12 protein-coding genes are annotated in these 13,583 nt (G+C 45.4%); 7 read left to right on the top strand and 5 right to left on the bottom strand.

All coding sequences use genetic code 11. The features are described 5' to 3' along the window. The first annotated feature begins 1 nt into the window (after position 1). From DB398_RS15170 to DB398_RS15155, 4 genes are read left to right on the top strand one after another with little or no spacing between them, the layout of a single operon-like run. Entirely contained in the window at positions 2 to 1,396 is a 1,395-nt protein-coding gene (locus tag DB398_RS15170; RefSeq protein ID WP_108425300.1) for a hypothetical protein, read from the top strand. 16 nt (positions 1,397 to 1,412) lie between these two features. Next, positions 1,413 to 1,805, top strand: a complete 393-nt coding sequence (locus DB398_RS15165) for a hypothetical protein (RefSeq protein WP_159076464.1) — start codon at positions 1,413 to 1,415, stop codon at positions 1,803 to 1,805. Continuing rightward, positions 1,802 to 3,544, top strand: a complete 1,743-nt coding sequence (locus tag DB398_RS15160; protein ID WP_108425298.1) for an OmpA family protein — start codon at positions 1,802 to 1,804, stop codon at positions 3,542 to 3,544. Before DB398_RS15165 ends, DB398_RS15160 begins: the two co-directional genes overlap by 4 nt. Before the next feature lie 55 nt (positions 3,545 to 3,599). Beyond that, positions 3,600 to 4,442 carry a hypothetical protein gene (locus DB398_RS15155; protein WP_159076463.1) on the top strand — a complete coding sequence of 281 codons (843 nt, stop codon included), beginning with the start codon at positions 3,600 to 3,602 and terminating at the stop codon, positions 4,440 to 4,442. 76 nt (positions 4,443 to 4,518) lie between these two features. On the opposite strand, the gene DB398_RS15150 is transcribed toward DB398_RS15155, so the two are convergent. From DB398_RS15150 to DB398_RS15135, 4 genes are read right to left on the bottom strand one after another with little or no spacing between them, the layout of a single operon-like run. Then, positions 4,519 to 7,758, bottom strand: a complete 3,240-nt coding sequence (locus DB398_RS15150; RefSeq protein WP_108425296.1) for a M1 family aminopeptidase — start codon at positions 7,756 to 7,758, stop codon at positions 4,519 to 4,521. A gap of 11 nt (positions 7,759 to 7,769) precedes the next feature. Then, on the bottom strand, positions 7,770 to 8,630 hold the full coding sequence (locus DB398_RS15145) for an ABC transporter ATP-binding protein (protein ID WP_108425295.1): 861 nt from the start codon (positions 8,628 to 8,630) through the stop codon (positions 7,770 to 7,772). 22 nt (positions 8,631 to 8,652) lie between these two features. Continuing rightward, positions 8,653 to 8,856 carry a helix-turn-helix domain-containing protein gene (locus DB398_RS15140; protein WP_072882958.1) on the bottom strand — a complete coding sequence of 68 codons (204 nt, stop codon included), beginning with the start codon at positions 8,854 to 8,856 and terminating at the stop codon, positions 8,653 to 8,655. 3 nt (positions 8,857 to 8,859) lie between these two features. Continuing rightward, entirely contained in the window at positions 8,860 to 9,369 is a 510-nt protein-coding gene (locus DB398_RS15135; RefSeq protein WP_108425294.1) for a DUF2975 domain-containing protein, read from the bottom strand. Positions 9,370 to 9,643: 274 nt separating this feature from the next. On the opposite strand from DB398_RS15135, the gene DB398_RS15130 reads away from it, so the two are divergent. After that, on the top strand, positions 9,644 to 10,708 hold the full coding sequence (locus DB398_RS15130) for a cellulase family glycosylhydrolase (RefSeq protein ID WP_108425293.1): 1,065 nt from the start codon (positions 9,644 to 9,646) through the stop codon (positions 10,706 to 10,708). Between the two features lie 10 nt (positions 10,709 to 10,718). Here the strand turns inward: DB398_RS15130 and DB398_RS15125 are convergent, their stop codons facing one another. Next, entirely contained in the window at positions 10,719 to 11,402 is a 684-nt protein-coding gene (locus DB398_RS15125) for an NUDIX hydrolase (protein ID WP_262497752.1), read from the bottom strand. Positions 11,403 to 11,497: 95 nt separating this feature from the next. Between DB398_RS15125 and DB398_RS15120 the strand changes: the two genes are divergently transcribed. Together DB398_RS15120 and uxuA are read left to right on the top strand one after the other, a co-directional pair. Further along, entirely contained in the window at positions 11,498 to 12,328 is an 831-nt protein-coding gene (locus tag DB398_RS15120) for an SDR family oxidoreductase (protein WP_313777794.1), read from the top strand. A gap of 16 nt (positions 12,329 to 12,344) precedes the next feature. Beyond that, positions 12,345 to 13,559 (top strand): mannonate dehydratase, encoded by a 1,215-nt coding sequence (uxuA, locus tag DB398_RS15115; protein WP_108425361.1) that lies wholly within the window; start codon positions 12,345 to 12,347, stop codon positions 13,557 to 13,559. Positions 13,560 to 13,583 lie beyond the last annotated feature (24 nt).

Genomic DNA, 13,583 nt, shown 5'->3' with positions numbered 1-13,583 from the left:
CATGGGACCATTGAAAAACATATTGTTGTTTGGATTCCTTTTTGTGGGAATAATACAGGCACTTGCACAGCCCTATACCTTGGACAAAAGTATAAAGCCCATGGAGTTAAAGCTTATGGCGGACACTAGAAAGGGGCATGAAGGAGAGAAGGGTATCGTGTATTTCAACCGGGTCACGGATTCGGTGATGTACCACTTTGTCACGGGACACTCCCTGTTCCAATTTGTGGACGTGTTGGTCACCAGTATGGACGGTAGCCCTTTGGAGGTTAGTTTGAACCAAGATATATGGAACGATGAGTACAACAAAAAGAGTACGGCATCTTCCGAGGACAATATGGTCCGCTTCAAGCTGCGAGCTGAGGGCAAGTTCGGCATCAAGGTAGAAACAGATGCTCCCAAGAACTCCCTGTACAATATTACCGTACTGGCCAGTCCTGAAAAGAAAGCATATCTGGGAAGCGCATTCCGGCCCATCAATGAAAATGAGATGAAATCTAGCGATAAAGCAGCCATAAGCGATGTTGCTGCCGATGGGTCCAAGGAAGGAAATGGAAGCAATACCTTCTTGTACATTGCCCTCGGGGTGGCCCTCTTGGTCATAGGTCTGCTGGCTGGAAAATTGCTGGGCAGAAAAGGGAAGGACACGACCATGCTGCTTTGTTTTATGCTGATGTTTTCCATTGGGAGTCATGCCCAACAACATTGGGGCGGAAATGTAATGACCATGGAACAGTTCGAAAATTGGAAAACCAAATTCGAACACGATCAGGATATGTTAAAAGAGGAGATGGAAATCCTGCAGAGTGAGCGGGCTGGAGTGAGAAAAGGGATTGAAAACTTGGGCAAGACCATTGCCAATATCCAATCTACCTGGAGCACGGTCAAAAACCTGTACACCTCCTATACTGGGTTGAGCGACTGTATCAACTCGGCCCCACCAGCAGGGGCACCTACCATTCCTTCCATCTGTTCGGAGATCACGGTTGATGATAGGGGAAGAATTGTGGAAGGGGAAAATGAGGAATGTGCCAGCTGTTTTTTGGAAGCAAGACAAAAGTTCAATGAGAAACGCTACTTATTTGACCGATTGGCGACCATTTATAAGTGCACCAAAAAGTTCAGCAATGCCGCCATTGCTTTTGGGGACAATGCCTCGGGTGTGCATGGTGTGGCTGGATTGGCGTGGCAGGCAGAGCGTATCAAAATTGAAAAATCTGTGGAGGAACTCGAAAAGGCCTATGACAATAAATATGCTGAAATGCTCCAAGACCTTGCCGATGCCATGATGGAGCTCAATATCTGTGAGGCCAAATATGGAGTGGAGGATTGGTATGACCGATTTGGCTACATGTATTTTGAGTTCATGAAGGAAAAGTATGCAAGGAAAGATTGAACATATAAGGTCATTCATGCAGATTTTGTTTTTGGTCTTTGTCACCATCTTTTGGCAGAGCTGCAAAACAACATCTTCCAACATTCCTGTCACTACAATGGATAAGGACATTGTGGGTTCATGGGAAGGTTGTGATGGTCGCGTGGTGACTTTTACCAAACAAAAAAGCGGTGAGATCATAGGTCGATATGCCCAGTTGGGCGGTCTGGAAAAGTATCGGTTTACGCAAGATGAAATAGGGTATAAGGTAGTCCAGAAAGAGTTGGGTACCTACACAGGTTTGGTGAAATGGCGCAATACCACTGGGCAAGAAACCTGGAAAAAAGTGAGCATTACCATCGAGGACAATGTATACAGGGACAACAATTCCGATGGATGTAGCAAAGAAATGAAACGAATTGGACAATGATGAAACAAACAATCTATATAGTGGTCGTCTTGCTAACGCTCAACTTTTCTTGCAAGGGAAAGGAAGAGGGCAAAGTTGGTGCAGATTTGGAAACGACACCAAATGATACCGATGCCCTGGAAGATGAAGATGGCACAACCAAGTTGAACGAACTGTTCGGAGTGGATGTCGATGAGCTTTCAAAACGCGCCCCTGCTGGTTCGACCAAAGATCCTGCCACCATTTTCTCTTTGATGATGGGGAGGGAAGTATCGGTCGATAAAAGCAGTCTTTCAAAAACTGATATGGATGCATTGAAAGCCATGTTGGAACAATATCCGGAGATGGGTGAGGCCATAGTCATTTCTGATACCAAGATAACCACAGATGTTTCAAAATTCACAATAATTCTATCACAGACAGAAGGGGCTGACCTCAAGGCCATAAATGATGTCATCCAAAAAATCGTTAGCCCACCAAATTCCAAAAAGGGCAAGCCCAACAACCCCTATACGGACAGCTTTTTTGAAGAAGAGCTAAAAGGACATCCCAGTGGAAACATACTCAACAGCGTCGCAGGAAAGGGACTGTACCAAGAACTGAAGCGAATGGAACCTGAAGAGGCCCGTCAAAAATTGGCGGATCATTATGGAATCGATCCTAAGGAGGTTGATCTGTTGCAGGGTATCGGGAAACAACCTCCCATCTTGAATGAAAAGCAGGCCATGAGCCTTGCGGACCCTGTTTATGGCAAAGAAGTGGAAGCAGCTCTATTGGATGCCAATGCTTCTCCCAATTTCAAAGCACTGGTTCAAAAGAGCAAGGAAAAACAGCAAAAGAACGTGGAAAAGTTCATGAAGGGATCCACCAGTGCCAGGGCAGCATTTTTTAAACTCAATCCCAGCTGGTATTCGGAAAAATCCGATGAAATGGGCAATACCTACAGGGACACCCGTAACCAACTCATCTATCTCCCATTGGGTGAACGTTCCTTTGCAGATGAAGTCGTGGAATTTGTGGCCGGAACGGGAGGGATGTATCCAGAAGGTGCCTTGCACGAACCTGATCTGCCAGAAGATAAGGGCCAAGTGAACCCCCTCATGTGCAATATAGGCCTAAGAGGTGTGCTGACATTGCAGTTTACCGATAATGCCATCACCGATGTCAACGGCCCAGACCTGTATGTTTTTGAGTCAGGAGCCATCGAACCCACAATTCTTGAACTGTCCAAAGATGGGAGCAATTGGTTGGAGGTCGGTAAAATCAAAGGGGGCACCGCCATGGTGGATATCCATGATTATGTGAAACCAGGCGAGACCTTTACCTATGTCCGACTTACCGATTTGGCAACACCGAGTGGTGTGCCCGGGGCAGATGTGGATGCCGTAGCAGCGATCGGGGGTGCCCTAAGGTTGAACCTGGACAGTTCCGTGTTGTTTGAATTTGGTAAATATGAACTCAGGCCAGAAGCAGAAGCCTTGCTCAAGGAACTGATTCCACAGATTGCTGAGATTGGTAAAGGAACCATTATCGTGGAAGGCCATACCGATAATGTGGGCAGTGTCCAAGCCAATAACAAGTTGTCGGAACAAAGGGCCAACAGTGTGGGAGTGCTTCTAAAGACCTTGATGAAGGCGACTGCGACCCAATTCAAATGGGAGATAAAGGGACACGGGGATGGCCAGCCCATAGCGCCCAATGACAGCGATGAAAACCGGCAAAAAAACAGAAGGGTAGAACTTTTGATACTGCCTAATTGATATATACCCTTCCAGTAGAGGGACTAAAAACATGAATAAAATAAAACACGAAACCATGAAAAAAATGTACAGCCTTTTAATTGTGATGCTCTGTCTAAGCCCTCAGATGGGGCAGGCACAATTGGTGCCCAAAAAGAGGACAACAGTCACCAAGATCAATAAACCGGTGGAGAGCAAGCCGACAGTACAAGCCGTAAGGACAAATACCGAACGGGCCACGGCAGAGATTGTCAAGACCACAGGATGTAGGCCATTGGCTGCGGCAAGTGTAAATAGTGTTCTTACCAGTAGAGTGGCCAATACATTGAGCATAAAATTGGACAGGGAGGCTTCTTATATCCGTTTTAATGGGAGTACCCAGAGACTGTCGATTTCTGAATATAAGGTTGAAAAACCAGGGCACGACTGGTTGTATTTTATGAACGATGTGAGCTCCACCAAGGCCGAGGCCTCCTTTGATGAAGAGTCCAGAAGGTTTTATCTGAAGATTTCCTTTGAGGGGGACGGAAGTGAGATCAAGGGCAGATGCCCCGGATGTATAGACCGATATGAAGACAGCCGTGCCCCTGACATCAATTGGTTGGGCAACAGGGAACTCATCATCGAACTCCGGCCTATCGTGCATGGCAATTCCATTGCTTTTGAGACTATGGGGACCAAATTAAAGGGACACTTTGCGGTCAATGGTCCCGTCCAGGCCTTCATGCCCGGCCTTACCGTTTATTTTGAGCGGCAGATTATGGCCGCTGTTGAAGCACAGGCCAAACATTTGATGAACACTTCGGCGGTACGGACCATGATGGCCGATGCCTTTCGGGGCACGGTGAACACTTTGGGCCTAGGAGGGATAGACATGGTGGAAACAGGGGAAGACCATTTGTATATTTGTGCAGAATGAGAATTGTTCCCGATTTTTGGCAATAACCCAATCGCACCGGGAGTATAAATTGAAGTTTCTGTCATTACCTTCCATCTTAGATGGATGCTAAATGGAGGGAAGAACCTATTTTACACTTATCATCATGTATATCGGATGTGGTATTGGGAATGGTTTTTTCTTCGAAAAGGCTCAAGATTTTTCGATGATACCCTTCATCGGAAACCTCTAGGATCTCATGCAATAGATCTGTTGAAATAGGTTTGGCGTTGGGGTAACCATGTTTTTCCAGAAATTTCTTCAATGCCAAATTCAATTGTTGCTCCCCAATCAGCTCGCTCAGTTCCACAAAGACAACAGCTCCTCTGGAGTAGGCTATATGAAGATTTTCAGTACTGACTTTTAGCAGTGAACTTTCTTCATGAAACCCCTTCTCCGCTTCATAGATCTGCCGGTGTATGGACACTCGTTCCATCATTTTGGCTTTGCCGTACATCTGTTTGTAGAGCATCATTTCAGTATACATCGCCAGACTCTCAGTTAGCATCGCATGTCCTTCACGATAATCAGGGTCGATTTGGTTGGTGCCCCACCAAAAATGGGCAACTTCATGCCCGGCAAGTTCATTGACCACATCTTGATTTTGCTCAGTATTTATGTTGGCATTGAAAGTCATGTTCTCGGTCATATAGATGACTGCTGGATAAGCTGTCCCTGCAAAACCTTTGGTGAAAGCGGAGACCTCTGCAAAGGTGACCGATCTAAAAGGATAAGGACCAAAATTTTGGATGCAATAATCCAACGCCAGTTTGGTATTGGCAATCAAATGGTCTACATTTTGATTATGCCCAGGGTTATGTAACACCCTTATGGCAACACCGTTGTGGTCAACTTCTTTCGTAGCATATGCTGCCGAAGCTACTGCAAATCGAAACGGTATGGCATCTGCTCGATACTCGAAATAGTTTCGCCCCTCACTTTTCCATTGCCTTTTTAACTCTCCCGTGCCCATGGCAATCTGGTCTTCGGGAGTGGAAATTTGTAGGGAAAGGTCTATAAAATCATCCACTTTGATTTTTTTGGCCTCCAATATAGTCAAAGGGGTTGCCTCTCCCAACTCTTGTGTCTTGCGCAGTTCAATATCTGAAATCTCCCTGCCCTCATCATAACCGAACATCGGAAAGAATCGACTGATCCGCATAAAGGAACCGTTTCTGAGAATGGCATTAAAGGATTCATGACCGTTGATAGGCTTCCATTGGTATCGTAATTCAAATGCCAGCCTAGCTGAATCCTGTGGCGACAACCCTTCTTTTAAATGGATCTCCGAGATGTGTGTGCCTATTTTGTGCTGTTCGTTTCTGTGCTGATAGGTAAGGGAGACCAATTCAAAATCTTTCGGGACGTTTAAAAGAATGGAGTCGATGGACCGTGTTTGTTTGTTTTTGATCACGTAACTTCCCTTGATACGATAAGCCTGACTTTCAGGAAAGAGGTCTATGTGGGCGGTAACATCGGATATGGTCGGCTGTGGACTGTTTTGATAATTTCTATAGGTTTTTTCATAGCTGGCCCTTTCGGTCATTTCATCATTCTCACCCTTTTTTTTATAGCCATCCAGAAAGCGAGAGCTGCTTATGATTCCCAAGAGCAGACAAGCCAAAACCCCTAACAGTTTTATGGTCTTTCTTTGTTGTGACCTTAACCAACGATAGATAAAAAAGAGTGCCATGATTAAGGCAAATCCAAAGACCAATCGCCATAAGAATGAACTCAAGTAAGGACCATAACCCAAAAAGTCGCTATAGGGCCCACTGTACCCAGATAAAAAACGCAGTACGGGGTTAGTAATAAGGCTTTTGGATATTGGAGTGGCAAAGATCAAGAACACCAAAATGGAAATGCCCAATGCAAGGGATTTCTTCTGGGTGATGCTGTTGATCAAAAGCAAGAGGAACGATAATAACATTAAGGGCAAGGTGTTGAAGACCACGACACCAAAATAGGCCTGCCAATCCACTACGGAATAATGGAACAATAGCTGAAAGATCAAGGCCTCAAAGATCATCAATCCTGTGAGGTAACCTACCAAGATGACGATGCTGCCCACATGCCCCATCCATTTTTCCTTCGCATAATAGGTCGTGTCCTGAATGATTGAAAACCCAGAGGCATTGCTGCGCCAATAGATGTCGTTTACGAAATATACCATGACCAATGCCCCGATAAAATAAAAAGTGGAGTTGATGGTTTGGGCCAAAAGCCCTGAGCTGGCGTATAGCTGTGGCATCCGGATTCCCATATCAATATCACCATACATTTCCATGCCCACATAAAATAAGAGCAGGACCGAAACGGCAACCAAAGCAATACTCTTGAACAGATAAATCATGTCAATTTTTATGAAGGATACAATGGCCCGCCATTGGGTATTTGGATGGAACCATGTGTCCGCAGCAATAAAGGGGATATGGGCATGCTCCAACCGCAATGGAATGGTTTTCTTTTTCACTTTGCTTTTATAAATGGGCAAAAACGAAAATGCTCGAACGCCCAAATACAACACTCCAAAAGAAAGAACGGCAATACCCCATCTATTGATCAACAAGAAATTGGAAAATGGAACCACTCCAAGGTTCCGCTGATCTACGGTCAAATCCTTGGCTTCAAAAAAATATGCGGAAAGGCCGAACACGTCCACCAGCGCCGAAATATGTTGTGCCATCAGTGATTGTGGCAAGGATTGTGCCATGAAAGGGGCATTGGTGAAGACCATGGACACCATGTACACAATGTATAGAAACAGTCCCGTAACGGCCACCAAGAGTTTGTTTTGGAACTTTTGCGCTACGAAAAACAAAATGCAACACACCAATAGAGTGTTGGTAATCCCAAAAAGGGCAAAGGGGTACAGATAATGCCAAAGGTGAAAACCAACGTTCATTTGGCTTGACGACTGTACATGGAGCCCGATTATATAGGCCACTATCAAAAGGAAAAAACCAAGCAATGTCAATACAAAGAAAGAACAGAAGCGCATTAAGGCAAAGCCATGTTTTTGGACCGGGGTAGAGAATACAATCAAGCCAAAGTTGGCATCAGATTCCTTGAACAAGACAGCAAAAGCCAATACCGTAGCCATTAAGATAATGGTCAAGCTCATTAGCCCTATCATGAACCCAACAGCGTAGGGAGCATTGACCGCAAGATCGTCTCCGACAGAAATATTGAGCCTATACCCCACCCAAAAACCAATGGCCAAATAGACGATTATGGCGCCGTATGTGGCTTTTTGCCACAAAGCCATACGGATATCGTTAAAAAAAATGGTGCCCATGCCTTGGTGTTTTATAAATGATTAAAGTAAACATCCTCCAAACTGGGTATTATGCTGTGGAAACCTTTTGGGCAATCATCAGCATACACCGTAACGTGCATAACCTTCTCTATGAGTTGTTTGCTGATGACCCTGTGAGCAGCCTCGATTTGTGGCAGTTCGGATTTTTTGATGGGTTTTCTCCACAGCTTTTCATTCAATTGCGCAATGAAATCATTTGGAGTGCCTTGGGAAACGATCCTCCCTTTTTTGATGATGGCCATGGTGGAGCAAAGATTCCGAACATCTTCCACCAAATGGGTAGACAGCACAATGATAATGTCCTCACTGATCTCACTCAATAAGGTATTGAAACGGTTTCGCTCCTCTGGGTCCAATCCCGCGGTGGGTTCATCAACGATCACGATCTTTGGATCCCCGAGCAATGCCTGTGCCACCCCAAAACGTTGTTTCATACCACCGGAAAAAGTGTGGACTTCCTTGTTTTTGACATCCAGCAGATTGACCTTTTGTAGAAGATTGATGATTTGCCCATGGCGTTGTTGTTTGTGGAGAACACCTTTTAATTGGGCCAAATGATCCAGCAAATTGTAGGCAGAAACCTTGGGATAGACCCCAAAATATTGTGGAAGAAAGCCTAGGTACTTTTGCAAGTCAAGTGGATTTTTGACAATATTGGATTCGTTGAAGTGGAGTTCTCCTTCTGTTGGTCGTTGTAGCCCAACGATGGTTTTCATGAGAGAGGATTTCCCAGCCCCGTTGGGTCCCAGTAACCCAAATATACCGTTCCCAATCTCTAAATTTATGGCAGTAAGTGCCTGGTATCCGTTGCTATAGGCAAGGGATACATTGTCAATTTTCAATGTATTCATGGTATTGTATTTAAAGCAGAGGCTATTCTACATAGTCGATGATGTCTCCAGGTTTACAATCTAGGGCTTTGCATATCGCTTCGAGGGTTTCGAATCTTACGCCCTTGGCCTTTCCGTTTTTGAGCACGGACAAATTTGCAGGTGTAATGCCAATGGCTTCGGCCAAGTCCATACTTTTCATCTTTCGCTTGGCGAGCATCACATCGATATTGATAATAATTGGCATACTTTAAATATATAGGTCCTGTTCGTTTTGCAAGGTAAGTCCTTGGTTGAAGATCTCTGATATGATAAAAATGAAAATCCCAAGGAACAGGTGCAGAACCGCTATCAGGTACATTTCATTTTCAATTTCGATGAAAAACGAAGAGAGGGCAATCAGCAATGCTGGCAAAAAAAGGTTGACCAAGTAAAATCGTTTCAGGTGGCCAATATTCCCCAAGGTGAACAACCTGTTTTGGAAGAACACCTTGAACACTTTGGAGAGCAGCCAAAAAAATAGGGTATAGGAGAAAACGGGCAGCAAAAATGCAAACAGCAAATAAGGAGTGTTACTGTCCAAAATCAAAAATGAGCTGTCCGTGAAAGGGAAATTGATGATTGTTTGGTAGCCTTGTACTTGGATGTTGGTTTTGCTGATCCAACTAAAAGCACCATATAGACCTGTAATCAGATACAACCAGGCCAAGACCCTTGTGATCATATATAGGACTTTGGAAACCAATGCCGTTTTTTTCATTTTTCTGAAATCTTGTTTATTGCTGCAAATATATAATAATATATCGTATTGCGATAAAAAAATGTTTTTTTATCGAATTTTCATTTCACTCCAATACGCTTTGGTGGTATTTCCATGTAAATAGGTTTGATTGTAAATGATTTCGTAAATAGGAATAAATCAATAATCAATTTGAGGATCAAGATTGCCTAACCAAACCCAAGTCAGGGATTTTTGTATATTCAAATGATTTTTTCAGATCTATCATCAAATCTCAACAACCTAAAAGAAAGAAATGGGAACAAAGAAAACAACTGCAATTGTCTTTTTGATGCTATCCGCACTCATATCGGCACAATCCACCCAAAATGAAAAATGGCCCATTGAAAAGGCCGAAAAATGGTATGCGCAATACCCATGGCTCAATGGGGCCGATTTTATCCCCAGCAATGCCATCAACCAGTTGGAAATGTGGCAAGGCGATACTTTTGATCCCGCTACCATCGATAGGGAATTGGGTTATGCCCAAGGTGTTGGCATGAACGTGATGCGGGTGTACCTTCACAGTCTGGCCTACAAACAAGACCCCAAAGGGTTCAAGGAACGGATGGACACCTATCTGGATATTTCAGCAAAGCGGGGCATAAAGACCATGTTCGTGTTCTTTGATGATGTTTGGGGCAAGGAACCCAAAGTGGGAAAACAACCGGAGCCCAAAACCGGCACCCACAATTCTGGGTGGATGCAGGATCCGGGAGATCCCGCTTCCAAAGAACCTGCCAATTTTCCTTTTTTGGAAACCTATGTGAAAGATGTATTGGAGACCTTCAAGAACGATGACAGGATTTTGCTTTGGGATCTCTACAACGAACCGGGCAACTCCGGAAAAGGGAACGATTCCATGCCTTTGTTGCAGGCCATATTCAAATGGGCGAGGGAAGTAAACCCATCACAGCCCCTATCTGCAGGGATATGGTCATGGGGATTGGTGGACCTGAATGCGTTCCAGGCACTCAACTCCGATATCATCACCTATCATCATTATGGCTCTCCTGAAGACCATAAACTGATCATAGAGCTGTTAAGGACCCATGGAAGACCCATGATCTGTACCGAATACATGGCACGTACACGAAACAGCCGTTTCTCCAACACCATGCCCATGTTGAAAAAGGAAAACATTGGGGCCATCAATTGGGGATTGGTCAAGGGAAAGACCAATACCATTTACCAATGGGACACGCCCATAGAGAGTGGTGAAGAGCCTGTAGAGTGGTTCCACGATATTTTCAGGAAGGACGGAACGCCCTATCGACAGGATGAAGTGGACTTGATCAAGAAATTGAACGGGATTAAATAGGAGTAAAATACTATTCCAGTTCGTAGAGCATAGGACCACCCTTTACTCCAGTTTTCACTTTACCAGTGCTTTTAAGGATATCCATTTGGAAGATACGCTTCCTAAAGTTCCGCTTGTCCAGTTCAAGGCCCAAAATATCCTCATAGAGCTTTTGCAGTTCGGTCAGGGTGAAGGTCTTGGGCAGCAGTTCGCCCACTATAAGCCTATCCTTGAGGTTGCTCTTTAAAAATTGATGGGCATCATGGATGATCTGGGCATGGTCGAACCCCAGATTTTTGGGGATGTCATCAATATCGAACCATTCAATCTGTTCCACATTTCCCTTTAGGGAAAGCGGATGGTCCCCCGGCTTCACCATGGCATAGAACGAGACCGTGATGACCCGTTTGATGGGGTGCCTGTCCAAGGCCGAATATACTTTCACTTGCTCAAAATGGATGTCCTTCACCCCCGTGAGGGCAAATAAGATCTTGTTGGCGCAATCTTGAAGCGTCTCATCCGCCTCCATAACGCCTCCGGGCAGCAACCAATGATCGGTAAAGTCGCCGACAGTTCTTTTGGTCAATAGCAGCTTCAAGCGATTGTCAACATACCCAAAAACAGCGATATCCGTGGTTATGGGGCAAGCGAACGAATCAGTGTTTACTTGATAATTTTGAGGAATTTTAGGTGTGTGACTATTTTTATTGGCCATTTGTTTTTTTTCGTGGAACAAAACACATAATTTAGCAAATGTGTCAAAGGTACACAGAAATAACTTTTGAAGAAAGAATTATCAAAGATTTTGATTTGTTAGACGAGATGGGAAATGAGTTGTTCAATATATCGGGAAGAGTGATCCTGATCACGGGCGGAACAGGTATTCTTGGTGGAAGTATGGCCGAATATCTGCTGGGGGAAGGCGCGAAAGTCATTCTTTTGGGACAAACTGAGGCAAAGGTGGAAGACAAAGTGGGGCAGCTAAAAAAGGTATACCCAGATGTGATGGGTTTTGCAGGAAATGTCCTCGACAGGGATTTCTTGGAAAAAGTAAAGGATATGGTTGTCGGGACTTGGGGAAAATTGGATGTGCTGATCAATGCGGCAGGGGGGAACTTGCCCGGAGCCGTGATAGGTGAGGGGCAGAACATATTCGATTTGGAGATGGACGATTTTAGAAAAGTCTCCGAACTGAACTTGGATGGTTCTGTGGTCCCTTCCCTGGTTTTTGGAAAGCAAATGGCCGACCAAGGCCGGGGATGCATCCTGAACATATCCTCCATGGCGGCCACTAGGGCATTGACCCGTGTGGTGGGCTATTCCGTGTCCAAAGCGGCCATCGACAATTTTACCAAATGGATGGCCACCGAACTGGCCTTGAAATTTGGGGAAGGATTGCGGGTCAATGCCATTGCCCCCGGATTTTTTATCAGCAACCAGAACCGCAACCTTTTGCTAAAAGAGGATGGGAGCTATACCGATAGGGGCAAGACCATTATCGCGAACACTCCCATGAAACGATTTGGAAAGGCGGACGAATTGCACGGTGCGGTCCATTGGCTCATCAGCGATGCGGCCAGTTTTGTAACAGGAACCATCATACCTATCGATGGTGGATTTAATGCATTTAGCGGTGTATAAGGAACATAAAAACCATATGGGGCTGGAACAGACGTGGCGTTGGTACGGCCCGTCAGACCCCGTATCATTGAAAGACATCAAAATGGCAGGGGCCACTGGAATAGTCACGGCCCTGCACGATATCCCCAATGGCGAGATATGGCCCGTGGAAAGGATTGCGGAGCGTAAGGCCGTTATCGAAGCCGAAGGACTAAGGTGGTCCGTGGTGGAATCCCTTCCGGTACACGAAAATATCAAGACCCGGTCGGGCCATTTTGAAGCCCATATCAAAAATTACAAAAAGAGCCTGGCCCATTTGGCCCAATGCGGAGTTGAAGTGGTGTGCTACAATTTCATGCCTGTTTTGGACTGGACCCGGACCGATTTGGCCTATGAAGTGGCAGATGGCTCCAAGGCGCTGGCCTTTGAGTTTAATGCCCTGGCTGCGTTTGACCTGTTCATTTTGAAACGCTCCCGTGCGGAAGAAAGCTATACACAGGAACAAGTGACCGCGGCAAGACTGCACTTTGAAGGAATGTCCAAAGAGGCCATTCAAGCGTTGACCAAGAACATCATAGCGGGATTGCCAGGATCTTCGGAAGGCTATCTGGACCCACAACAAGGGGATGGGCTTGCAAAGTTCCAATCCATTTTGGACACCTATGCCCATATTGATGCAGATGCGATGCGGAACAATTTGATCCATTTCCTAAAGGAAGTGATTCCCGTGGCCGAAGAATGTGGAGTTCGGATGTGTATCCACCCCGATGACCCGCCCTTCTCAATCTTGGGCCTGCCCAGGATCATGTGTACCGCTTCGGATTACCAACACCTATTTTCGGAAGTGCCCTCTTTGCACAATGGCTTCACTTTCTGTACAGGTTCGTTGGGGGTCAGGGCCGATAACGATTTGGGGGACATGCTCGATCAATTTGCGGAAAGGATCCATTTTCTGCACTTACGGAGCACACAGCGGGACGGTAACGGTAATTTTCACGAGGCCAACCACTTGGAAGGGGATGTGGATATGTTCGATATCGTACAAAGGGCCCTGAAAGAACAACACAGACGAAGACAAGTGGGCCGCAAGGACCATTGGATACCCATGCGACCCGATCATGGACATCAAATGCTGGATGACCTCAACAAGCACACCAATCCCGGATATTCGGCCATAGGCCGCCTTAGGGGTTTGGCCGAGTTGAGGGGACTCATGCTGGGTGTGGAGCGATCCATGCCGACATATTCTTAATAGTACTGAACTGATTTGAAATTA

The organism is Flagellimonas amoyensis (assembly GCF_003058265.1).
Taxonomy (GTDB): domain Bacteria; phylum Bacteroidota; class Bacteroidia; order Flavobacteriales; family Flavobacteriaceae; genus Flagellimonas; species Flagellimonas amoyensis.
The sequence above is the reverse complement of the archived record's forward strand: the minus strand, read 5'-3'. Positions and strand labels throughout refer to the sequence as shown.

Bases quoted from the DNA above. Each gene is read 5' to 3' on its own strand.
- DB398_RS15135 (WP_108425294.1), bottom strand. From the start codon at position 9,369: ATGAAAAAAACGGCATTGGTTTCCAAAGTCCTATATATGATCACAAGG.
- DB398_RS15155 (WP_159076463.1), top strand. From the start codon at position 3,600: ATGAAAAAAATGTACAGCCTTTTAATTGTGATGCTCTGTCTAAGCCCT.
- DB398_RS15165 (WP_159076464.1), top strand. From the start codon at position 1,413: ATGCAGATTTTGTTTTTGGTCTTTGTCACCATCTTTTGGCAGAGCTGC.
- DB398_RS15140 (WP_072882958.1), bottom strand. From the start codon at position 8,856: ATGCCAATTATTATCAATATCGATGTGATGCTCGCCAAGCGAAAGATG.
- DB398_RS15125 (WP_262497752.1), bottom strand. From the start codon at position 11,402: ATGGCCAATAAAAATAGTCACACACCTAAAATTCCTCAAAATTATCAA.
- DB398_RS15160 (WP_108425298.1), top strand. From the start codon at position 1,802: ATGATGAAACAAACAATCTATATAGTGGTCGTCTTGCTAACGCTCAAC.
- DB398_RS15145 (WP_108425295.1), bottom strand. From the start codon at position 8,630: ATGAATACATTGAAAATTGACAATGTATCCCTTGCCTATAGCAACGGA.
- DB398_RS15130 (WP_108425293.1), top strand. From the start codon at position 9,644: ATGGGAACAAAGAAAACAACTGCAATTGTCTTTTTGATGCTATCCGCA.
- uxuA (WP_108425361.1), top strand. From the start codon at position 12,345: ATGGGGCTGGAACAGACGTGGCGTTGGTACGGCCCGTCAGACCCCGTA.
- DB398_RS15170 (WP_108425300.1), top strand. From the start codon at position 2: ATGGGACCATTGAAAAACATATTGTTGTTTGGATTCCTTTTTGTGGGA.
- DB398_RS15150 (WP_108425296.1), bottom strand. From the start codon at position 7,758: ATGGGCACCATTTTTTTTAACGATATCCGTATGGCTTTGTGGCAAAAA.